Source organism: Microbacterium aurantiacum (assembly GCF_031625015.1).
Lineage (GTDB): Bacteria > Actinomycetota > Actinomycetes > Actinomycetales > Microbacteriaceae > Microbacterium > Microbacterium aurantiacum.
On sequence record NZ_JAHWXH010000001.1, the window covers coordinates 1,648,589 to 1,670,796 of the forward strand.

The 22,208-nt window shown below is 70.0% G+C and carries 21 protein-coding genes; 11 read left to right on the top strand and 10 right to left on the bottom strand.

Annotated elements, in window-relative coordinates; genetic code table 11:
• Positions 1–46 precede the first annotated feature (46 nt).
• Positions 47–325 (top strand): DUF6412 domain-containing protein, encoded by a 279-nt coding sequence (locus KZC50_RS07660; protein WP_310891240.1) that lies wholly within the window; start codon positions 47–49, stop codon positions 323–325.
• A 99-nt stretch (positions 326–424) separates the two neighbouring features.
• Complete coding sequence (locus tag KZC50_RS07665; RefSeq protein WP_310891241.1) at positions 425–1,177, top strand: YidC/Oxa1 family membrane protein insertase; 753 nt, start codon at positions 425–427, stop codon at positions 1,175–1,177.
• Positions 1,178–1,180: 3 nt separating this feature from the next.
• Here KZC50_RS07665 and KZC50_RS07670 read toward each other — a convergent pair whose 3' ends face one another.
• Together KZC50_RS07670 and KZC50_RS07675 are read right to left on the bottom strand one after the other, a co-directional pair.
• The gene (locus tag KZC50_RS07670) at positions 1,181–1,666 is read right to left on the bottom strand and encodes a tetratricopeptide repeat protein (protein ID WP_310891242.1); all 486 of its coding nucleotides are present in this window, start codon (positions 1,664–1,666) and stop codon (positions 1,181–1,183) included.
• Between the two features lie 37 nt (positions 1,667–1,703).
• Positions 1,704–2,120, bottom strand: a complete 417-nt coding sequence (locus KZC50_RS07675) for a pyridoxamine 5'-phosphate oxidase family protein (protein ID WP_064319473.1) — start codon at positions 2,118–2,120, stop codon at positions 1,704–1,706.
• 302 nt (positions 2,121–2,422) lie between these two features.
• On the opposite strand from KZC50_RS07675, the gene KZC50_RS07680 reads away from it, so the two are divergent.
• Entirely contained in the window at positions 2,423–3,241 is an 819-nt protein-coding gene (locus KZC50_RS07680) for a YrhB domain-containing protein (protein WP_310891243.1), read from the top strand.
• Between the two features lie 66 nt (positions 3,242–3,307).
• On the opposite strand, the gene KZC50_RS07685 is transcribed toward KZC50_RS07680, so the two are convergent.
• A complete protein-coding gene (locus KZC50_RS07685; RefSeq protein ID WP_310891244.1) occupies positions 3,308–4,309 on the bottom strand; it encodes a helix-turn-helix domain-containing protein in 1,002 nt (333 codons plus the stop codon).
• A gap of 76 nt (positions 4,310–4,385) precedes the next feature.
• Positions 4,386–5,369, bottom strand: a complete 984-nt coding sequence (locus KZC50_RS07690; protein ID WP_301133160.1) for an alpha/beta hydrolase — start codon at positions 5,367–5,369, stop codon at positions 4,386–4,388.
• Between the two features lie 171 nt (positions 5,370–5,540).
• Between KZC50_RS07690 and KZC50_RS07695 the strand changes: the two genes are divergently transcribed.
• Positions 5,541–6,623, top strand: a complete 1,083-nt coding sequence (locus tag KZC50_RS07695; RefSeq protein WP_310891245.1) for an FUSC family protein — start codon at positions 5,541–5,543, stop codon at positions 6,621–6,623.
• A 15-nt stretch (positions 6,624–6,638) separates the two neighbouring features.
• Here the strand turns inward: KZC50_RS07695 and KZC50_RS07700 are convergent, their stop codons facing one another.
• Positions 6,639–7,046: a rhomboid family intramembrane serine protease gene (locus KZC50_RS07700; protein WP_310891246.1), complete on the bottom strand. Its 408-nt coding sequence runs from the start codon at positions 7,044–7,046 to the stop codon at positions 6,639–6,641.
• Entirely contained in the window at positions 6,998–7,249 is a 252-nt protein-coding gene (locus KZC50_RS07705) for a hypothetical protein (protein ID WP_310891247.1), read from the bottom strand. The genes KZC50_RS07700 and KZC50_RS07705 overlap by 49 nt, the downstream gene beginning before the upstream one ends.
• 101 nt (positions 7,250–7,350) lie before the next feature.
• Between KZC50_RS07705 and KZC50_RS07710 the strand changes: the two genes are divergently transcribed.
• Positions 7,351–10,833 (top strand): TM0106 family RecB-like putative nuclease, encoded by a 3,483-nt coding sequence (locus tag KZC50_RS07710; RefSeq protein WP_310891248.1) that lies wholly within the window; start codon positions 7,351–7,353, stop codon positions 10,831–10,833.
• A gap of 40 nt (positions 10,834–10,873) precedes the next feature.
• Complete coding sequence (locus KZC50_RS07715; protein WP_053548182.1) at positions 10,874–11,197, top strand: DUF3467 domain-containing protein; 324 nt, start codon at positions 10,874–10,876, stop codon at positions 11,195–11,197.
• Positions 11,198–11,437: 240 nt separating this feature from the next.
• On the opposite strand, the gene upp is transcribed toward KZC50_RS07715, so the two are convergent.
• Positions 11,438–12,070, bottom strand: a complete 633-nt coding sequence (upp, locus tag KZC50_RS07720) for a uracil phosphoribosyltransferase (RefSeq protein ID WP_053548181.1) — start codon at positions 12,068–12,070, stop codon at positions 11,438–11,440.
• 78 nt (positions 12,071–12,148) lie between these two features.
• Here upp and tadA point away from each other — a divergent pair, with 78 nt between their 5' ends.
• Positions 12,149–12,610, top strand: coding sequence for a tRNA adenosine(34) deaminase TadA (gene tadA / locus KZC50_RS07725; RefSeq protein WP_236967404.1), 462 nt, complete (start codon positions 12,149–12,151; stop codon positions 12,608–12,610).
• A 32-nt stretch (positions 12,611–12,642) separates the two neighbouring features.
• On the opposite strand, the gene KZC50_RS07730 is transcribed toward tadA, so the two are convergent.
• Complete coding sequence (locus KZC50_RS07730; RefSeq protein WP_310891249.1) at positions 12,643–13,572, bottom strand: LLM class F420-dependent oxidoreductase; 930 nt, start codon at positions 13,570–13,572, stop codon at positions 12,643–12,645.
• Positions 13,573–13,612: 40 nt separating this feature from the next.
• Entirely contained in the window at positions 13,613–14,725 is a 1,113-nt protein-coding gene (locus KZC50_RS07735) for an alpha/beta fold hydrolase (protein ID WP_310891250.1), read from the bottom strand.
• Positions 14,726–14,858: 133 nt separating this feature from the next.
• Here KZC50_RS07735 and proC point away from each other — a divergent pair, with 133 nt between their 5' ends.
• Positions 14,859–15,707 (top strand): pyrroline-5-carboxylate reductase, encoded by an 849-nt coding sequence (proC, locus tag KZC50_RS07740; protein ID WP_310891251.1) that lies wholly within the window; start codon positions 14,859–14,861, stop codon positions 15,705–15,707.
• Between the two features lie 98 nt (positions 15,708–15,805).
• On the opposite strand, the gene KZC50_RS07745 is transcribed toward proC, so the two are convergent.
• Complete coding sequence (locus KZC50_RS07745; protein WP_310891252.1) at positions 15,806–20,155, bottom strand: family 43 glycosylhydrolase; 4,350 nt, start codon at positions 20,153–20,155, stop codon at positions 15,806–15,808.
• Positions 20,156–20,326: 171 nt separating this feature from the next.
• Between KZC50_RS07745 and KZC50_RS07750 the strand changes: the two genes are divergently transcribed.
• From KZC50_RS07750 to KZC50_RS07760, 3 genes are all read left to right on the top strand, one after another.
• On the top strand, positions 20,327–20,809 hold the full coding sequence (locus tag KZC50_RS07750) for a potassium transporter TrkG (protein WP_310891253.1): 483 nt from the start codon (positions 20,327–20,329) through the stop codon (positions 20,807–20,809).
• 493 nt (positions 20,810–21,302) lie between these two features.
• Positions 21,303–21,839: a hypothetical protein gene (locus tag KZC50_RS07755; RefSeq protein WP_310891254.1), complete on the top strand. Its 537-nt coding sequence runs from the start codon at positions 21,303–21,305 to the stop codon at positions 21,837–21,839.
• A complete protein-coding gene (locus KZC50_RS07760; RefSeq protein ID WP_310891255.1) occupies positions 21,836–22,195 on the top strand; it encodes a GntR family transcriptional regulator in 360 nt (119 codons plus the stop codon). The genes KZC50_RS07755 and KZC50_RS07760 overlap by 4 nt, the downstream gene beginning before the upstream one ends.
• The last annotated feature ends 13 nt before the right edge of the window (positions 22,196–22,208 follow it).

The window sequence follows — 22,208 nt, forward strand, 5'->3', positions numbered from 1 at the left end:
GACCGCCGGTGCTAGCGTGGGCGCAACCGGAGGAAGGAGCCGCGCCATGGTCGATGCCGTGATGTCCTTCTTCTCCGTGCTCCTGTCCCTGTCGGGGGCGATCGCGCTGAGTCCGTCCGACTCCGCGGCGGTCTGGGCGCTGGTGGCGGCATCCGTCCTCCTCGTCGCCCTGCTGCTGACGACCGCGTCGCTCCCGCCGCGCGGTGCCTCGCGGCAGGGGGCCGAGCGCGCCATCGACGTCTCCGTCGTGGTGGCGCAGAGCGATCCGGATGCCGCGGGGCACCCCCGTTCGCGTGCTCCGGGTGTCGCGGCTTCGGCCGCCTAGCACTCGACGCCCTCCACCCGTCTGCGGGTGATCTCTGTCGTCGTCGATGTCTGTCGTGGCCGTTTCGCGACCCCTCCTCATCGACGAACGGACATCACTGTGGACCTCCTCTCCTTCCCTCCCCTCGCGGCCATCCTCGACGCGGCGTACGCGCTGCTCATGGGCCTCGCCGACCTTCTCCACCCGCTCGCCGGCTCGGCATCCGCCGCACTCGCCGTCATCGTGCTGACGCTGCTGGTGCGCACGATCCTCATCCCCGCCGGTATCGCCCAGGCCAAGGCCGAGCAGACGCGCGCCCGGCTCGCCCCGAAGCTGCAGGCGTTGCAGCGCCGCTACAAGAACGACCGCGAACGGATGTCGCGCGAGACGATGAAGCTCTACGCCGACGAGAAGACCTCGCCGCTGGCGGGCTGCGCACCGGTGCTGATCCAGGCGCCGATCGTCGGCGTCGTCTACGCGCTGTTCCTGTATCCCGTGATCGCGGGGCACCCGAACGCGCTGCTCACCGATCAGCTGCTAAGGGTGCCGCTCGGCGCGAGTCTCGTCGGCACCATGGCGGGCGGAACGGCGACTGGTGCGACGGCGCTCGTGTTCGGCATCCTGCTGCTGGTGATCGTCGTCGTCGCCGAGGTGACGCGTCGCGTGTTCCGACCCGTCGTCGGTGCATCCGACGCGGCGCCGGGTGTCGAGGCCGTGGCGCGGATGGCGGGGTTCCTCCAGTTCGGAACAGCCGTCGTCGCGATCTTCGTGCCCCTCGCCGCGGCGCTCTACCTGGTGGTCACGGTGACGTGGACGCTCGTGCAACGGGTCGTACTGCGGCGTCGGTTCCCGCTGGGACCGGTGGCTGGATGAGGGTCAGACGTCGGTCGGGAGCTCCGCGGCGTACGCGGTCGCGGCGCGGCCGTACGCCGGCAGGTGCGGAGCGAGCGCCGTCAGGGCCACTCGCAGCGCCTCATTCGGGCGACCCGCGCTGTGCAGCGCGAGAGCGAGGAACGCCGCGGGCGCATCCCCGAGCTCGGGTGCATCAAGGTGCTCGAGCAACGCGATCGCCTCATCGATGTGGCCGAGATTCCGCAGCGTGCTCGCGAGCTGGAGCGTGACCCGATGCTGCTCCTCCGTGTCGAGGCCGGCGGCCAGAGCACGGCGATACGGACCCACCGCGTCGGCACCGAGATCGAGCGCGTCGTGGACGCCGCCCCACTCGGCCAGCGCTCGTGCGTCCCCCTCGGGTCGCTCGTCGACGAGCGCCCTCATCGCAGCCAGCATCTCCTGCGGCCTGGCGTCGTCGAACGACTTCCAGAATGCCTCGATCCGGGAGTTCCACTCGGCATCCGCGTTCATGTGTGAACCCCCTCCAGCCTGCCGTGCATGGACGCGGTCAGATCGAGTACCGCTGCACGCGTTCGGGGGTGATCACGAGGCGGACCAGATCGGCGTCGCGCCACTCGTCCAGCACAGCGAGCTTCTCCGGCTCGCCCGCGTAGTAGAGCCGCGCCAGCCGGTCGGCCAGCTCGAAGGCGCCGTCGTCATGCACCGTGACGGAGCCCTCGATCGAGACCCACTGCTCGGGCTCGCCCACAGGCGCCGTCACGACGATCGAGGCCCGCGGAGTTTCGCGCACCCGCGCCACCCGCGGCGTCGCGGCGAACGAGAAGAGCTGGATCTCGTCGGCATCCGTCAGTTCGAACCACACCGGCCGCGGTGCAGGCCACCGATCACCCTTCGGTGCGACGGTGATCATCGCCTGCAGGGGTCGCGAGAGGAGTTCTCGATCGGATGCCGTGAAGTGGGTCACCGCGACAGTCTCGCACTTCCCGGCAGCCGAGGATCGACCCCGGAGTGCCTCGGCGATGAGGGGCGCCACATCGTCCTCGGTCAAGCCTCGCGGGAGTTCGACGATCCCGTACTTACTTCGGGGCTCGCCGTGGACGCGCACGCACAACCGTGGTGATGATGATCGCCACGATGACGGCGGCCCACAGCCAGAGGCTGGTTTCGACTCCGACGAGTGAGGTCGCGGAGGAGCCGCACGTGGATGTGCCGGTCTAATCACCGGACGGCCCACGGCGGAAGGCTCGGGGTGGGTACCCTTTCCGGGTGGCAGGCTTCGACTTCACGGTTCCCCGCGACGTTGTCATCCAGTGGACGCGCGACCGATTCAACGAGGGCGAGGAAGCCGACGAGCGAGTGGAGAAGCAGCCGTGGGGGTTCACGGTCTCCACGCAGTCGCGCGCGTTCCTCGATACCGGCGATGAGCTGACCATGCTGGTGGGAGGCGGTCCGTACATCGTCGATGGCCAATCGGGAGAAGTCTGGGCGACGAGTTCGTCGCCGGTCGCCTACTACGGCACCGACGAGGCCCCTGGGTGGAGTGTGCTCGACGACGTCGAGACGTTCGAGCGTTGGCGGACACACCGAAGCGCCGGTGAGGCCAACGTATTCGACGTGGTCGACCCCACCGGCGCCGGCGGCCGGCTTCTGCAGCGTCACGCGCGGTCGCAGGGGTTGCTGCTTCCGTTCACCCAGGAGGGCGCCATCGGTTGGTCGGACATGGAGGTCGGCTATCTCGTCGAGCCGCGCGGCGAGGAATGGGTGTTTCGGTGGTGGAATCGCGGAACCTTTCGCGACGAGGCGCTCTTCAGTCACGAGGATGACGCGCGGAAGATGCTCCTCATTCAGCTCGTGCGGCGCCCGTACCTCGGCGCGTACGAGCCGCGGGATCCGCTGAGCGACGTGGAGTCGTGCGAGTTCGATGGTCATCCCGCCCTCCGCTGGGACGGTCGCGATGCGGTTTTCCTGCGGCGCGGAGATCGCGAGCGGTTCCTGCCGTTCGTTCGCGCCTCCCTCGCCGACATCGACGCGTCGTTCTCGTCGCCCGCGGGGACGCCTCTCATCAGGTACGACGCCCTGCGCTGAGGCGAGGGCCGATTCAAAAGAGCGCGCCGGTACCTGAACCCGCTCGCGGCCTGGCGACGTCGCGCGTCAGTCGAAGCGCGACGTGGCCAGGCGGTGCATCGCGAGCGCGAGCGAGAGGCGCACCCGCCCCCGCGGAGAACGGATGTCGAATCCGAGGGCGTCGGAGTACTGCTCCGCGCGCGCCTGCACGGTGGAATGGTGCAGCCCCGCCTCCACGCCCGCGGCGCGCAGACTGTCGGTCGCGGTGATCGCATCCAGCAGCGCCTCGCCGCCCGGGTGAGTCGCGACGAGGTCGGACAGCGCCGCGACGTCCGGCATTCCGAGCGTCGACGCGTCGGCCGCGATCGCGAGCGGCAGCAGGGCGCCGAGGTCGGCGGCGTCGACGACCGGCTCCCGCGCGGAGGCCAGTCGCAACGCGATGACCGCGGACGCCCACGACTCCGGCATCGACGGCGGAGTGCATCGGATGCCGATCCCCGCGTGTCGCCACGTCGACGTCTCGTCCGCCAGCACCGCGCGGACCGGGCCGTGCGCCGTCCCGACCACGACGCTGGGCATCCGTCCCGCGGACGTCGTCGGAGCGGCATCCGTCGTCGCGATGATGCGGTAGCGGGTATGCGGATCGAGGTGGAGGCGCTTTGCGGCATCCGATCGGGCCTCGGCGGATGCCTGGTCGTCGATGAGGGTCTCGAGGGCGCGACGCGATGCGGCGGCGGGGGAGGTGCGTTCGTGCGCGATGCCGGCGGCGATCGCGAGACGTTCGAGGATCATCTCGTCGTTCGCGTGCGCGGGTCCGGACCGTTCGATCCAGACGACGCCGCCGTCCTCGAACGATCGCGACGGCCACACGCCCGGGGGAGCGGCCGCACGGACGCCCGACGCGTCGACACGCATCGTCTTGCCGCCGACCGTCTGCCCCGCCGCGCACCCGCTCAGGATCCCCGCGCCGCGCAGCAGTACCTCGGTGGTGGCGTGACCGTGGATGAGCGCGTCGAAGTACGCGATGACCTTGAGTGTTTCGGTGGCCTCGGCGTCAACCGCCGTGAGGCGCCCTACGAGTTCCTGCATCTTCGCCGCCGCCTCGAGTGGACTTCTGCCCCACCCTAGCCCGCGCCGGCCGGGCAGGGTGGGGCAGCCGGGGTGCTTACGCGCCGAGCAGGCGTCGCAGCCAGTCGAGCCGTGCGGCGCGCGCCCGGAGCGACAGTGCCGCCTGGGGTGCCATCGCGTCGAACCCGTGGAAGCCGCCCGGCCAGACATGCAGCTCAGCGACGCCGCCCTGCTCCCAGATCCTCGTGGCGTACGCGACGTCCTCGTCGCGGAACACCTCGGCGCTCGCGACGTCGATGAACGCGGGCGGCAGATTCGTGAGGTCGGTCGCGCGGGCGGGGGCGGCGTAGATCGACACGGCATCGGTCTTCCGACGGTCGCCGAGCAGGGCGTCCCAGCCCGTGTCGTTGCTGCCGCGGTCCCACACCCCGAACCCGTCGACCTGGTGGCTCGACACCGTCTGGTTGCGGTCGTCCAGCATCGGGTAGATGAGCAGCTGTCCGGCGAGCGCCGGACCGCCGAGATCGCGGGCCTTGAGGGTGACGCCCGCCGCGAGCCCGCCACCGGCGCTGGCTCCACCGATGACGAGTCGGGCCGGGTCGATGCCGAGCTCCTCGGCGTGCGCGGCCGTCCACACGAGACCCGCGTAGCAGTCGTCGACCGGGGCGGGGTCGGGGTTCTCCGGCGCGAGCCGGTAATCGAGCGACACGACGACGGCATCCAGATCCATGACCCAGTTCAGGTACTCCTCGGCCCCGGTGAAGCGGTCGCCGATGATCATCCCGCCGCCGTGGGTGTGGAAGATGCCCGGGCCGCCGGGGGAGTGGTCGGTGCGCGAGAAGATCGACACCGTCATGTCGGGCGCGCCCTCCGGCCCGGGGATGCTGCGCTCCTCGTGGCGGATCGGGCGATCGCTGATGAGCTCGTCGATCGGTGTCGCAAGCAGGGTGCCCTGGCGCATGGGGCCGATCATCTCGGGCGTGAGCGTCGGCGGGAGCATCTCGCCGACCGCGGCCAGGACCGCGGCGAGCTCGACGTCGAACGGGGGTGCGGGGTGGGTGTTCGTCACGGCGACCTCCATTGGTCTCGGGTTCGGGCACGGCACTGTGACCCGATCCCATGATCGAGGAGTGCCGGGTCGGGATGAACCGCCATCGGGGCGCGGATCGGGGATGTGTCACCGCCATATGGCGGCATCCGCCGGACGCGCAAGAGGATGGCCGCACAGAACGGCTCGTGTCATGATCACGTCGTGCCTGAAACCCGCGCCCCCCGCGTGCGAGGCGCCGTGACCTACGCCGCGCGCCTCGCTGCGCAACCACGGCTGCTGCTCGCCGTGAAGACTGCTGTCGCGGCGGTGCTCGCCTGGTACCTGGCGCCGATGATCCCGTTCGCCGAAGACCAGTACTCCTACTACGGGGCCCTCGGCGCCCTCGTGACGATGCACCCGACTGTGGCGCGGTCGGCGCGCGTCGGCGGCGAGGTGCTCATGGGACTCGCGCTCGGCATCGCGCTCAGCCTGTGCGGCGTGGCAGCGCTCCGTGCGGGCGTTCCCGGAGGGCTCGTGCTCGGCGTGGTGATCGGCGTCGCGGTGCTCCTCGGCGGTTGGCGTTTCCTGGGGGTGGGTGGCGACTGGGTCGCCCTCGCCGGGCTGTTCGTGCTGCTCGCGGCGGGCGGTGATCCCGAAGGCTTCTCCGTCTCGTATCTCGGAACCGTCGCGTTCGGCATCGTCATTGGGATCGCGGTGAATCTGCTCGTGGTCCCGCCGCTGTACATCCGGCGCGCCGGCGAGAAGCTGTCACTCCTGCGGGATGAGTTGACGACACTTCTCGATGAGGCCGCCGACGCGCTGGCGCGCGGCGACGTGGACCGTGACGGGCTCGCCCCGGCATTGGCCCGGGTCGACGAGGTCAGCACCACCGTCAGGGAGGAGGTCAGGGAAGCGGAGGAGAGCGCCCGCGCCAATCCGCGCCGGCGGCGCCACATCGACGAGCGCGACGAGAACACGAGGCGGATGGAGGCGATGGAGCGGCTGGGGTACCTCGCGCACGAGCTGGTCGACCTCCTCGTGGACGTGCAGGATCCCGATCCGGCACTCGGTCCCGACGGCAGGCAGGCCCTCGCGCGGGCGATCGCCGAGGTGTCCGACCTCGTGGCGGCGCCGGTGGGGGACCCGGACGCGCCGTCCCGCCTCGGGGCGGCCACGCGGGCCCTCGACGCCTACGAGGCCGGCATCGTCTCGCCCGACTCGGGCCTGCGTCGCGAGACGGCCGCGGCAGCCGCGATAGATCTGTGTCTCCGGCGCATCATCGACGCGTCGCGACCCTTCGTATGACCGCCGCCGGGCCGGTCAGGGTTTTACCGCGGGGCGCGCGCGGCGGAGGATGAGCGCCGCGACCGCGCCTCCGATCGCGCCGAAGAGGTGCGCCTGCCACGAGATGCCATCCGCGGCGCGGAAGATCCCGGCCAGCATGCTGCCGCCGTACACGGCGACCACCGCAACGGCGATCAGCGCGTAAAGGATGCCGTGGCCGAGGGACCGGGCGACGAACGCGCGGGCGAAGATGTAGCCGAAGTAGCCGAAGACCAGACCCGAAGCCCCCACCGTGACGGTGCCGGGCGTGTTGAAGACCCAGGTGCCGATACCCGCGATCACCCCGGCGATACCGGTCACCGCCCAGAACCGGCCGATGCCGTCGAGAGCGACGATCACCCCGAGCACGAGGAAGGGATCGTGTTGGCGAGCAGGTGCGGCCATCCGGTGTGCAGGCCGTGCGAGAGCAGGATGCCGTCGAGCCCCTCGACGACCCACGACTGGATACCGAAGGCAGTGACCCAGCTGCCCGGAAGCACCGCGTCCAGAACTCTGACGACCCACATCGCCGCAAGGAGGATCAGCGGCTGGAGGACGCGCATGCCCCAGTCACCCCGCGATCGCGGCGGGGCCGAGGTCGGGTGCATGGTCTCATCGTCGCATCTGTGCGGCCCCGGCCGGGCGACGTCGGCGCCCCCGGTTAGGGTCGTGGGGACGGTCCGAGCGGCGGGCGGTCGGGAAGGGTGCGTTGCGGTACATCGAGGACGAGGGGCGGATCGTCTGGAGCGCGAGCGACCTGAAGGCAGCTGCCGAATGCGAGTTCGCGTGGCTGCGGGCGATCGACGCCAAGCTCGGTCGCGTCGCCCCCGTCGACGAGCCCGACGACCCGACGCTGCGCCGTGCGGGGGAGCTCGGCGGTGAGCACGAGCTCCGCGTGCTCGCCCGCTACCGCGAGCAGTTCGGCGCTGGGGTCGTCGAGATCCCCGAAACGCGCTCCTCCGACGCCGTGGCGCTCGCCGAGGCGGTGCGGTTGACCGACGCGGCGCTGACCTCCGACGCGGACGTCATCTACCAGGCGAGCTTCGCGACGCACGACTTCGTCGGGTTCGCCGACTTCCTCGTCCGCGACGACGCCGGCGCATGGGTCGTGCAAGACACGAAGCTCGCCCGCCACGCGCGCGTCACCGCCTTGATGCAGCTCGCGGCATACGTCGTCCAGCTCGACCGGCTCGGCATCCCGCGCTCCGACCGCGTCGAGCTGCTCCTCGGCGACGGCACCACCAGCACCCATGAGGTCGACGACCTCCTGCCGGTCTTCCAGCTGCGCCGCGACCGCCTGCAGGCCCTCATCGCCGACCGCCGACTCGATCTCGGTGCCACCGGCGCCCCCCTCGCGTGGGGCGACCCGCGCGGCGACCTCGGCGTCGTCGCCTGCGGACGTTGCGCCACCTGCGACCTCGAGGTCGTCGCCGCCGGCGACCTCCTCCTCGTCGCCGGGATGCGGCCTGTCCAGCGCGAGCGCCTCCGTGCCGCCGGCGTCGAGACCATCGACGACCTCGCCCGACTCGACACGGCGCCCGCGGGGATGAACCCCGACACCGTCGCGCTGCTGCGCACCCAGGCGACGCTGCAGCTGAGCTCGCCGCCCGACATCCCGAAGTACGAAGTCGTCCAGCCGCAGGCGCTCGGAGCCCTCCCGCGTCCGAGCCAGGGCGACATCTTCTTCGACTTCGAAGGCGACCCGCTCTACACCGAAGGCGAAGGCACCATCTGGGGCATCGACTACCTCTTCGGCTGGATCGACCTGAACGAGCAGTACTCGGCGCTGTGGGCGCACTCCTTCGCCGAAGAGAAGGAGGCGCTCGAACGCTTCCTCGACATGGTCGCCCTGCGCCGTCAGACCCACCCCGATCTGCACATCTACCACTACGCCCCCTACGAGCCCACGCACCTGCTCGCCATGGCCGCCCGCTACGGCGTGCGCGAAGCCGACGTCGACCAGCTTCTGCGCGACGGCGTCTTCGTCGACCTCTACCCGATCGTCCGGCGTGCCCTGCGCGTGGGCTCCCGCTCCTACTCGATCAAGAAGCTCGAGCCCCTTTACATGGGCGACGACGTGCGCACCAGCGACGTCCAGAAGGGCGACGACTCGATCGTCAGGTACGTCCAGGCGCGCGCCCTTCAACAAGACGGACCGGATGCCGCCGCCGAGGCCGCTCGCATCCTCGACGACCTCGCCGACTACAACCGATACGACTGCGTCTCGACACTGCGCCTGCGCGACTGGCTCGTTGATCGCGCCCGCGACGCACAGCTCCGCCCCACCCCTAATCCCGATCCTGACGAGAACGGGTACACGCCCTCGGAGCGGGCTGACCGACTGGGCGCCCTCGCCGCCCGGCGCGACCCCGACTCCGCTGAGGCGAGGGCGCTCCGCCTCGGCGCCGCCGCGATCGACTACTACCCGCGCGAAGCGAAGTCGTTCTGGGCCACCCACTTCCTGCGCCTGCGCGAACCCGCGTCGCTGTGGGAGGAGACGCGCGACGTCGTCACGCTCGATTCCTCCCGCTGCCGCGTCGTCGCCGACTGGCATCAGGAGGAGGGCAAGCGCACCCTCCGTCGCCGCCTCGAGCTGCGCGGTGAACTCGCCCCCGGCACCCGCATCAGCGAAGGCAACGAGCCTTTCGCGCTCTACGAGCTGCCCGTGTCGTTCCGGTTCGCCGACAAGCCCCGCTGGATCCACGCCGACCACCGCGTCACCGTGATCGAAACCCTCGACGACGGCGCGATCGTCGAAGAGGCCGCCATCGACGGCGAGACCTGGGCGGAGCTCCCGATCGCCCTGACTCCGGCCGCTCCACCGCGGGCGATGAACCAGCAGACCGCGATCGATGCGTGGGCAGACGGCCTCGTCGCCGCCTCGCCGAAGCTGCCGTACGACCCGGCGACCGACATCCTGCTCCGTCGCCCGCCGCGCACCCGGTCGGGCGGGCTCCCGCCGCAGACCGGAGACGACGTCGCCGACATCGCCGCCGCGCTCCTCGACCTAGACCGCAGCTATCTCGCCGTGCAGGGCCCCCCGGGGACGGGTAAGACCTTCGTCGGCTCGCACGTCGTCGCCCGCCTCGTCGCCGACCACGGCTACAAGGTCGGCGTCGTCGCCCAGTCGCACGCCGTCGTCGAGCACATGCTCGACCGCATCGTCGCGGCGGGAGTTCCGCCGCAGCAGGTCGGCAAAGCGCTCAAGAAGCCGGAGGATGCCGACCGTGTGCGCTTCACGCCCATCCCGAAGAACGGCGTCGCCGCATTCGCGGGCGAGCACGCGGCATCCGGATTCGTCGTCGGCGGCACCGCGTGGGACTTCGCCCACGAAGGCCGCATCCCGCGGGGGAGCCTCGACCTGCTCGTCATCGACGAGGCCGGACAGTTCTCGCTGGCCTCCACCATCGCCGTCTCGCTCGCGTCGTCGCGCCTGCTGCTTCTCGGCGACCCGCAGCAGCTGCCGCAGGTGAGCCAGGGCACCCATCCCGAACCCGTCGACACCTCCGCTCTCGGCTGGGTCATGGACGGCGCCGACGTCATCCCGCCCGCCTTCGGCTTCTTCCTCGCCCGGTCGTGGCGCATGCACCCCGCCGTCGCCCGATCGGTGTCGGAGCTGTCGTATCGGGGTGAGCTCGCCGCGCAGCCCGCCACGGCGATGCGGGCACTCGACGGCGTCGCACCCGGGCTCCATCCGGTGGCTCTCCGTCACACCGGAAACGCGACCCGGTCGCCCGAAGAGGCCGCGCGGGTTGTCGAGATCGTCCGCGACCTCATCGGCCGCGCATGGACCGGGATCGACATCGACGAGTTCGGCGGGGCGACCCCCACAGCGCCGCGCGCCCTCGCGGCCGAGGACATCATCGTCGTCACCCCCTACAACGCCCAGCAGGTGCTCGTCGAAGAGGCGCTCACCGCCGCCGGATTCGGCGACATCCCCGTCGGCACCGTCGACAAGTTCCAGGGGCAGGAGGCGGCGGTCGCGATCGTGTCGCTCGCGGCATCCTCCGGGAGAGACGCGCCGCGTGGACTGGAGTTCCTCCTTCTCCGCAACCGTCTCAACGTCGCCATCTCGCGCGCGATGCACACCGCCTACCTCGTGTACTCGCCGGGACTGCTCGACGACCTCCCGCGCACCCCCGAGGGTGTCGCCCGTCTCAGCGGATTCGCGCGACTGGTCGGGCGCGCATGACCCCCGCGTAGACTCGCGCCAACGACACCGAGGGGGCGGCATGGCGGACGACGCACCGAAGCAGTTCGAGATCGATCTGCCGCAGGACCTGATCGGCGGAGCCTTCGCTGACTTCGCCAACGTCTGGCACACCCCCAACGTCTTCGTGATGGACTTCCTCACCCTCGCGCAGCCCCCGCGCGACGAGATTCATCCCGATACGGGCGAGGCGATGACGGTCGTTCCGGCGCGGGTGGTCAGCCGTATCCGCATCCCTCCGGAGCAGGTGTTCGAACTCGCGAAAGCCCTCACCCAGCAGCTGGAGTTCTGGGAACGCGAAACCGGACGACGGATGCCGCCGTCCGGCGATCTCCCCACCGCGTGAACGGTATCGGCTAGCTCTCCGACCGACTCCGTGTCAACCCCGTTCTGCGCGTCGGGGGCCCTGCGTACGCTGACGAAGCGTCTTCACGGCGCAAGTGCGGCATCCGTTCGGCGAGGGGCGGATGCCGCACGTCGTGTATCCGGCGGGTGCGCGCGTTCGGGTGGCGGTTGTCGCCGCCTCGGCGCGCGTGAGGGGGCCGCGAGTGACACCTGAAGGCAGGCGCCGACAGCGCAGCCCGCCTCAGACGGTGCCGTAGAGGCGGTCGCCGGCGTCGCCGAGACCGGGGACGATGTAGCCGTTCTCGTCCAGACGCTCATCCATCGCGCCGAGCACGAGGGTCACGTCGCGTCCGTCGACCTGCTTCTCGATCGCGGCGACGCCCTCGGGCGCGCCGAGAAGGCAGATCGCGGTGATGTCCTTCGCGCCGCGCTGGAAGAGGAAGTCGATCGCCGCGCCGAGCGAGCCGCCGGTGGCGAGCATCGGGTCGAGCACGAAGCACTGGCGGTCGCTGAGGTCGTCCGGAAGACGCTCGGCGTAGGTCGAGGGCTCGAGGGTCTCTTCGTTGCGCACCATCCCGAGGAAGCCGACCTCGGCGGTCGGGATGAGCTTCACCATGCCCTCGAGCATGCCGAGACCGGCACGCAGGATCGGCACGACGAGCGGACGCGGGTCGTCGATCTTGACGCCGACCGTTGTGGTCACCGGGGTCTGGATCTCGAGCGGCGCGACGCGGACGTTGCGGGTCGCCTCGTAGGCGAGGAGCGTCACGAGCTCCTCGGTCAGCTGGCGGAAGACCGGCGACGGGGTCGCGGCATCCCGCAGGACCGTGAGCTTGTGGGTGATGAGCGGGTGGTCCGCGACGTGCAGGCGCATAGTCCCCAGGGTAATGCGTCATGCGCTCCCGCCGAGGCTCGATCCGTCGCGGTGCCCGCCGCCGCGTATCCTCGGGGCATGATCGTCGCCGAGACCGACCGCGCAGCCATGCGCCGGGCGCGAGAGCTCGCCGCCGAGGCCGCCGGACACGACGACGTGCCCGTCGGGGCGGTGGTGACGGATGCCGCAGGCACGGTGATCGGCGAGGGGCGCAACCTTCGCGAGGCGACGGCCGATCCGACCGCCCACGCCGAGGTCGTCGCGCTTCGCGCTGCGGCCCAGGCGATCGGATCATGGAACCTCAATGGGTGCACGCTGGTCGTGACCCTCGAGCCGTGCCTCATGTGCGCGGGGGCGATCCTTCAGGCCCGCGTCTCTCGGGTCGTCTACGGTGCGTGGGATGACAAGGCGGGAGCCGCCGGCTCGGTCTACGACGTGCTCCGCGACCGCCGCCTCCCGCACCGGGTCGAGGTCGTCGCCGGCGTCGAGGCCGACGAGGCCGCCGCGCAGCTCCGCGCCTTCTTCGACGCCCAGCGCTGAGCGAGGTCCGCATCGCCGGCCTGCCCGCAGCCTCAACGCGGCAGGTGGGGGAGCACCTCACCGCCGAGGTAGTGGACGTGATCGACGTCCTGGAGATCCAGCAGCTGGAAGTACACCCGCTCGATCCCGAACGACCGGTACACCTCGATCCGCTCGGCGATCTCGTCGGGTCCGCCGACGATGTTCACGCCGTCGCGCACCTGCTCCAGCGTTCGGTCGATTCGCGCCGCGCGCCGGGTGACGGTCGCGTCGTCGGGACCCGCGATCGTCGACATCGCGATGGACAGCGTCACGGTTCCGGGATCGCGCCCGGCCCGCTCGCACGCCGCGTGCAGATTCGCGATGCGTGGGGCGATCTCGTGGTCCTCCGGGAAGCCGAGATTGTATTCCGAGGCGTAGCGCGCGACGAGGTCGGGCGTGCGGCGGGGCCCGCCGCCGCCGACGATGATCGGCACGGCATCCTGCACCGGCTTCGGCAATGCCGGGGCATCGACCAACCGGTACTCCTCGCCCTCGAAACCGTACGACTCGCCCACGGGGGTGCGCCACAGACCGGTCACGATCTCCAGCTGCTCCTCGAGCAGGTCGAACCGGCGGGACGGGAACGGGATGCCGTAGGCCTCGTGCTCGCGGGCGAACCAGCCGGCACCCAGCCCGAGCTCGACGCGGCCGCCCGACATCCGGTCCACCTGCGCGACCTGGATCGCGAGCGGTCCCGGGAGTCGGAAGGTCACCGGCGACACCAGCGTGCCCAGCCGGATCGTCGACGTTTCGCGCGCGAGCCCGGCGAGCGTGATCCACGCGTCCGTCGGCCCCGGCATCCCGTCGCGGCCGCCGCCCGTGAGGTAGTGGTCCGATCGGAAGTACCCGGTGAACCCGTGCTCCTCCGCGGCACGCGCGTACGCGAGCTGGTCGTCGTAGGTGGCGCCGAGGTGGGGCTCGGTGAAGACGCAGTAGTCCATGCGTCTACTCTGCCCGCTCGCGGCGACCGGCCCGGACGCCTCAGTCGGCGGAGCGGATGATGATCGCCTCGGTCGGCGGGGCGGGGTCGGCCGCCGCGCCGACGTAGCCGATGATCTCGAGCAGCGCGTGGCGGAACACCGCGGGACGCTCCAGGTGCGCGGAGTGGCCCGCGCCCTCGACGGCGACCTCGGTGACCGTTCCGCCGCCCGCGGCGTAGCGGCCGAGGACATCGCGGGTCTGCGACACCATCTCCTGTGCGGGCGCGACGTCTTCGCCGGGCCAGCCGGGGACGATGCCCAGCTGGCCGAGGTAGTTGAGGTCGTAGAACGACGCGTCGGAGACGATCGCGTCCGCGGTGCCGTGGATCCACAGGATCGGAGGCTTCTCGGCCAGGTCGACGATCCCCGACACATCGAAGTACTGCGGGGCCATGGTGTTCAGCACGCCGTGGCGGCCGGCGGCGAAGCCCGGCCAGTTGTCGCTCGGCACCGCATCGCCGGGGTAGTTTCCGTCGGCGGTGGACGTGGTGAGCATCGATTCGACCCACACGTCCTCGTGGTCGGTGGTGTAGTCCGAGGCGACGTAGCCGGCGCGGAAGACGCTCCGGGGCGAGGTCTGCGCATCGTCGGAGGTGTCGTGGTCGATGAGGCGCTGGATGAAGTCGGGGTTCGCACCGCCGCCACCGCAGCCGGCATCGTCGTCGGTGAGGCGTGAGCCGTCACGGCGGGTGCCGCCGAAACCGTAGGGCGACACCGGCGACTGCAGGGTCAGGCTCAGCACCGGGTGGTCGAGGGCATACTGCATGACGACGCCGCCGCCCATCGACCAGCCGACCAGATGCGCGACCGGGATGTCGAGCGCCTCGAGGGTCGCGTGCAGATCGTCGCTGAAGTCGCGGACGCCGCCGGTGGCGTCGACCGGCGCGTGCTCCGAGCCGCCGAAGCCGCGCAGGTCGACCGCGATGGCGCGCAGGTCGCTCGGCAGGTCCTGCATGATCTCCTGCCAGAACAGCGCGGAGGACACATTCCCGTGGACGAACACGACCGTGCGGTCGGGCGGGGTCTGCGGGTCGTCGCCCGCGCGCTCCAGGATGTTCACGGTCAGGCGGTCGGTGTCGACGATGCGAGACGTGATGCCGTCGAACAGGGTCATGCGAACCTCCGGTCTGCCGCGCCGGGCGTCGACGCCGCGGCGTTTTCGACTATAACCCTCGGTGCCTGTGCCCGCAGTGCGCGCCCCGCGGTGCGACCGTGCTGCGGCGTACCGGCCCTCCTACGATGAGGGGATGGCTCATTCCCTTCCCTCGATCGCGATCCTCGGTGCCGGCTCGATGGGGGGTGCGATCCTCCAGGGCCTGCTCGCCTCGGGGCGGGCGTCCCGTGTGACCGTCACCAACCGCACCCGCGCGAAAGCCGAGGCGCTGACGGATGCCGCAGCCTCCGCATCCGCGGAGCTGGAGAGCATCGCGCTCGAGGTCGAGCCCGAGGGCAACGCCCGCGCCGCGGCATCCGCCGGCATCGTCCTCATCGGAGTGAAGCCGGGGATGGTGCCCGACCTCCTGGATGAGATCGCCCCGCACCTCCGCCCTGGCGCACGCGTCGTGAGCCTCGCCGCCGGCGTCACGATCGCGACGTTCGAGGCGCATCTTCCGGCCGGTGCGATCGTGCTGCGGTCGATGCCGAACACCCCTGCCGTCGTCGGCAAGGCCGTGACCGGACTCGCGCCCGGATCCGCGGCGGCCCCGGATGACGTCGCGACCGTGCGGGCGGTGTTCGAGACGTGCGGCGCGGTCATCGAGGTCGGCGAAGAGCAGATCGACGCGCTGTCGACCATCTCGGGTTCGGGTCCCGCCTACGTCTTCCTGCTCGTCGAGGAGCTGACGAAGGCCGCGGTGGCGAAGGGCTTCGGCGAGGCCGACGCGCGGCTCATGGCCGAGCAGACCTTCATCGGTGCCGCCGCTCTCCTCGACGCCACGGGGGAGGACCCCGCCGAACTCCGTCGCCGCGTGACGAGTCCGAAGGGCACGACCGAGCGCGCCGTGGCGGTGTTGCAGGATGCCGACCTCGCCGGCGTCTTCGGACGGGCGACGGACGCCGCTCTCGTCCGCGCGAAAGAGCTCGCCGCCGGCGCCTGAAGTCCCGTCGACACCGCGAACAGCGGAACGGCCGCCGACGCGAGTGCGTCGACGGCCGTTCCGCTGTGTGGGGGGATCAGTCGGGTGTCAGCCCGCGATCAGCGGCAGGAGCGCGCTCCGACGCTCACCTCCTCGGTCGCGCTGACATCGTCACCGTCGGTCGCGGTCACCGTCACCGTGGTCGGCTCGACGTTCGCCATGCGGGTGGTGAATGCGTGCGCCGACGCCTTCCCTGCCGCGAGGGTCAGTGTCTTCGAACCGAACGCGGTCTGGATCCGCACCGCGACGGGCTCGGTCTCGGCACTCGTCACCTTGACGGACACGACGACCTTGCCGGCCAGGCACCGGGTGGTCACCTCGGTGTCCACCTCGGGGCCGGCCGGGGCGACCGGCGGCACCGTCTGCGGGTCGACGCTCTCGAGGGTCGGGATGACCTTCTTCATCAGCCCGTCCTCGCCGAACTCGAGCTTGTCGATCGTCGTCTCGCGGTTGTTGCCGTTGCCGCCGGGCATCGCGAACCGGTGGTAGGCGATGTACCAGTCGTCCGTGCCCGGGACATTGATGATCGAGCTGTGGCCCGGTCCCTTGATGCCGAGGGACAGGTCCTTCTCGAGGATCACGCCGCGGTAGGTCCACGGGCCGTTCATGCTCGTGGCGGTGGCGTAGCCGACGCGGTAGTTCTCAGACCCGGTGTCATCGATCGCGTAGGTCAGGTGGTAAAGACCGTTGCGGTAGTTGAAGAACACCCCTTCGCGGAAGTCGGTCAGACCGTTGATCCGCTGATATGTGCCGGGCTTGATCGACACCATGTCGTCGTTCAGCTCGGCGAGAACCGGGCTGCCGTTGCCCCAGCCGAGGTACCACTTTCCCGTCACCGGGTCGTGGAATGCCGCCGGGTCGATGGCCTGACCCGAGGTGACGGCCTCGTTGTTGACGATCATCGGCAGCGGCTGGGCGACGAACGGACCCTCCGGGCTGTCAGCGACGGCGACACCGAGCGTCTTGCGGTTGTAGGTCGGGTTGTGACCGGAGAAGTAGAAGTAGTACTTCCCGTCCCGCTCGATGATCGTCGGCGCCCATGCGTTGCCGGTTGCCCACGGCACGTTGCCGTTCTCCCCGTCGAGGGTGAGGAACGGCTCTTCCGAGCGCTCCCAGTCCACGAGGTTCTTCGACTTCCAGACGTAGAACTCCTTGCCGCCCCAGCCGGGGAAGCCGTCGGAGGTCGCGTAGATGTAGTACGTGTCTCCGAACACCGCGATGTTCGGGTCGGCGTAGAGGCCCGGAAGGATCGGGCTCTTCATCTCGCGGGCCTCGATCGTCCACGTCACCGTCTCGCCGTCTCCGGTGGTGAGGGTGTACGTGACGGGCGAGGAGAGGTCCACCGTCGTTCCGCTGGCGGGCGAGACCGTCACACCCTCCACCGTGGTGAAGGTCGGCGCGAGCGCGGTGAGGTCCGTACCCCGGTTCACGGGGAGGACGACCGAGCGCGTCGTGCTGTTGGCGATCGGGGCGATCTTCAGCGCGGACGGGTCACTCAGCGACACGTCGATGAGCTGGTCGTCGACCCCGGCGTTGCCGAGGATCTCGGTTGCCGACAGTGCTCGGTTGTACACCCGGATGTTGTCGTACCAGCCCTGGAAGAACGCATCGCCCTCGTAGAAGGACCGGCCGAGGTATCCGAGCAGGTCGTCGCCGAGTCCATCCACCGTCGTGCTCAGCGAGGCGTTCTCGCCGACCTTCACGCCGTCGATGTAGAGGGTCATCTTGTTGCCCTCGAACACGACGTCGTAGCGGTGCCACTGGCCGGATGCCGTGGAGCCGGTGACGGCGGATTCGTTCTGCCACGAGTTGCCGGTGATGGCGCTTCGCACGTCACCTCCGCGGACGCGGAGGAAGTAGTAGTCGATGTTGTCCTTACCGAAGGCGAACGTGAAGAAGTTCCCGCTCGTCCGCTCGGAACGGATGTCCATCGACACCGTCATGGTGCTCCGACCGTCGAAGAACCCGGTCGGGAACGCGGCGTAGCCGTTGGCTGCGCCGGTCAGACGCAGCGCGCTGCCCTTCGTGGCCTCGGTGCCCACTGCCGCCGTGCCGAACGCCGTCAGGTCGGCATCCCCGACGGAGTCCGCCAGCGTGCCGTCGTCGAAGTTCCACTCCGCGATCGGGGCCTGCTGCGGTTCTTCGGGCTCTTCCGGGTCGACCGGGGCGTCACCGTAGGCCTCGAGGAGGCGCTCCTCCTCCGCTGCCGAGAGGCGCAGCACCGAGCCGTGGCGGAAGCGCTGATCGAACGAGTACTGGTCGGGGCCGGTGCCCACGCTCAGCTGGCGGAAATCCAGGCTCTCCAGCGTGTCGGCGATGTGACCGTAGTAGCCGCCGTCGTCGCCCATGATCGCCCAGCGCCCGTCGGGCAGCTGGTAGACCGTGTGGCCCTCCATGCGGGTGCGAAGGCCGAAGTCTCCGGCCTCATCGCGGGCGACCACCGTGGTCCACGGGCCGTCGAGGCTCGGAGCGGTGTCGATGACCGTCCACCAGTCGGATGTGGAGAAGCGGTAGTAGGTGTCGCCTTCCTTCGCGATGGACGAGTCGATGATGTTCGGGCCGGTCTGTCCGTCGCCCTGCGCGTTGAGGGATGCCCAGACCTCGGGCTCGGTGAAGGTGACGAAGTCGCGCGTCTTGGTCAGGTAGACCCGCAGGGCCCAGTCCGGAGTGTTGTTCTCGCGACGGTCGCGGGCCGACCAGTACACGTAGTACTCGCCGGTCTCCTCGTTGTAGATCGCCTCGGGCGCCCACACGTTTCCGGCGTGCTCGAAGCCCGCGAAGACGATGCGCTGGTCGCTCCAGTTCACCAGGTCCGTGGACTCCCACACGACGAGGTTCTTGCTGGCGTTCAGCTGGTCCCATCCGGAGCCGCCGGGGCCACCGCCCTCGGCGTGGAGGTCGGTGCCGATGATCCAGTACTTGTCACCCTCGGGGGAGCGGATGAGGTGCGGGTCGCGCACGCCGAGGTCACCGCCGAGGTTCGCCAGGATCGGCTCGTTGTCGTTGAGCTTCGACCACTGCAGGCCGTCTTCGCTGTGACCGAAGAAGATCTTCTCGTAGCCGCCTTCGGCCGCGAAGTGCGTCCACAGGTATCCGGCCGTGTAGTCGGTGTCGAGACCCTCGGGGGCGGCGACGACGGTGATCGGGATCTGGCGCGTGGCGTTGGTGTTCGCCACGGTCGCGGTGAGGGTCACCGTGGTGTCCTCGGCCCGGCGCGTCACGACACCGGCGGCCTTGCCGTCCTGGGCGGCGGTGGTCACCACGCCCGACGGGGAGGCCGACCACGTGATCGACGTGCCGTTGACCGAACCGGCCGCGGGGAGCGTGATGTTCCCGCGGATGTCGTCGGCGTTCGGGATCTCGATCGCATCGAGGTCCTCCTGCGCGAGCACGTCGTCACCCGGCATGGCGCGGACGGTCACCTCGAAGGTGCGCGTCTCGGTGGCGCCGCCGCGGGTGAGCGTGGCGGTGAGGGTCGCCGTGGCGTTCGGCTGACCGCTCGCGGGTCGGGTGACCACGCCGGTGGCGCTGATCACGGCGGCGTCGCTCGTGGCCCACGCGATACTCGCGCCGTTCACGCCCGTGGTGGGCAGTGTGAGGTTCGCGGTGAGGCCGGAGACGTCGCCGAGGGAGATCGCCGCGGCATCCCGCGCCAGCTTGGTGGCGTCGTCGGGATGGAGGGCGGCGACATCCGTGGCGCTGAACGCGCTGTCGTAGATGCGGAAGTCGCGGACGCTGCCGGCGAGGCGCCGGTCGGCGTCGTAGTTCGAGCGGCCGATGTAGTTGGCGGTCGTCACACCGCCGCCGAGGGAGCCGGGAGTGATCGTGACGTTGGTGTTCTGGGCCACCTGGACGCCGTCGAGATACAGGCGTGCGGTGTTGCTGGCGTCGTCAAGGGTGTAGGTGAGGGTCTTCCAGACGCCGCGCTGCAGGTTCTGACCGCTCGTGGTGTTCTGCTCGCCCTGCCAGTTGTTCGGGGAGATGGTGCCGCGGTAGGCGTTGCCCGTGGTGAACAGGTAGCCGTTGCCGGAGTTCGAGGTGGCCGGCGTGCCGAGGCCCCAGATGAAGTACGGCGTCGCCTGGTCCTGACGGATCAGGACCTCGGCGCTGACCGTGATGGAGTTCAGGCCCGCGAGGATGTTGTCGGGCAGCTTCACGTGGTCGTCGCTGCCGTCGAGCCGGACGCCCTCGGCGCCGGTGAGAGTGGGGCCGCCGACGTACGTGCCGTCGTTGCCGTTCCCCGAGGCGTCCACCGCGGTCGTCCCCGCGGCGTCGTTCAAGGCGTAGTGCAGCACCAGTCCGTCGTCGGGGGCAGCCGCGGCGGGCTGCGCCGCCACCACCGCTCCGGTCAGGCTGAGTGCGATCGCGGTGATCCCCGCGAACGTTCTTCTCCAGCGTGGTTGCGTCATCGCATGTCCTTCCGCATCCGACCCCCGGGCGGGCGTCAGCGGCCGTCGTTGGCCGGTCCGGTGTGATGTTATCGCTCACAGTTTGGTCATCGCAAGGGTTGTTACCGCGCACGCGACCGGCGCGGACATTGCCTCTTGCGCGCGGCGCAAACAGGCGTAGTCTTCTCGATCGTGCTTCCTCGCGTCGTCGCCGGCACGCGCCGGCGGCGCGTTCTCCGACTGCATCCCGCTCAGGCCGTCGTCCTCGGCTTCGCCTCCGCCGTCCTCGTCGGGACCGCGCTCCTCGCCCTCCCGATCTCCGCCGCCGACCGCCGCCCGACCGATCTCGTCGACGCGCTGTTCACCGCCGTCTCGGCCGTCTGCGTCACCGGCCTGGTCACCCTCGACACCGCCACGCACTGGAGCGGCTTCGGCCTCGCCGTCATCCTCGTCCTCATCCAGCTCGGCGGCCTCGGGATCATGGTGTTCGCCACCCTCATCGGTCTCGTGCTCGTGCGGAGGCTCAGTGTCCGATCCCGACTGAACGCGGCGGCGGAGACGGATGCCGTCGGCTCGGCCGATGTCCGCCGCGTCGTGCGCGGCATCCTGAGCTGTGGAGTCGATCGCTGGATGGCGGCATTCTGTGATCGCTTAGCGGCGGTTCGCCGCGCGTAAGCCGATCCTCAGATCGGTGCAGGTGAAGGTGCAGCGTTGCCGCATCAGGGGAGACCGGCACGACCGGTGTTGTACCGCTAGCCGCGGAGAGGGCCACAGTGTCCGCAACGAATGAAGCTCAATCTCGTGTATCGCCCCTGCGCTACACCGTGGGGGCGTGAGGAACGAACTGGTGACAGTTTCGGTTTAGGCCGCGAGTGTGAGCGGCTCGGCTAGCTTCGCTTCGAACTCGATGGGCGTCAAGCCGCCGAGGGTGTCCTGTGCTCGTTGGGGATGGCAGGCCTAGTTCTGCCGGCGCTTTTTGGGACTGCCGGTTTTGCTGGCCGCACCGCTCGCCGCTGTCGCTGGGCTATTGCTGTACGTGTCGACGCCACCGACGGCCCACCGCTTCCAGCCCAGCGAGGTTCGTAGCGCTTCGTTGACTCCACGTGAGCCCGGAGCGTACCTGTCGCCGCGGCTGACGCTCCCACCCCTTGTAGCACTGGCTGTGCTCGTGGTTTTCGTGATCTTCGCCGGTGTCACGGCGAGCACCGATGACCTCGGGTTTTCTCGGTCGATCGCCTTCTCGGCGGAGGATCGTGCTTCGTCCTCGAGTCCATACGCAGGGTGGTTCTACGGCACTCCTCTTCTTGGCGCGTGCGCGGCCCTAGTTGCGGTGGCGATCCTGACGCTGCGCCGGATCAGCGCCGCGCCTGCGCTACCCGGTCCCGCACTTCACAATCTCGATGGGATCTGGCGACGTGAGTCGATGCGCATCGTCTCGGCGATCACCGTGTTTGCCGTCACCCTGCCTCTCGGCGGAGCAGCCGCCATTTCCGGGCGAGCGATGCTGAATGCCGTGTTCCCCGGTGTTGACAGCACCTGGACGGTGCTTGGGATCGGCCTGCTGATAGGCGGCGCCACTTGCCTGGTACTGGCCGCCCTGAGTATCAGCCTGGCCACACGCCGTGCGTTCGTTCTGCCTCGATCAAGCATTTTGGCGGCCGGGATGCAGGCGATCGCCCCTGAGGTTGCAGGGACCCACTCGTGATTACCGTCAACCCGGGCGGCGCCGTCCCGTCCTACGAGCAGATCAGATCGCAGATCGCAGATCTCATCGGGTCCGGACAGCTCGCCGCCGACCAGCGACTGCCTCCGGTCCGGCAGCTAGCCGCCGATCTCGGCGTGGCGCCGGGAACAGTGGCGAAGGCCTACTCGCTTCTCGAATCCGAGGGCCACATCACCGCCAGCAAATCTGGTGGCACGCATGTCGCCTCAGGGCGGCGACACCCTGAAAATGTGCAGACTGCTGCGAACCAATACGTCAAAGCCGTGGCGGGCACCGATCTCGAGCAGGCGATCAGTGCCGTGCGCTCGGCATGGAACTTGCAATATGCATCCGCCTGACCAACGTCGCCGA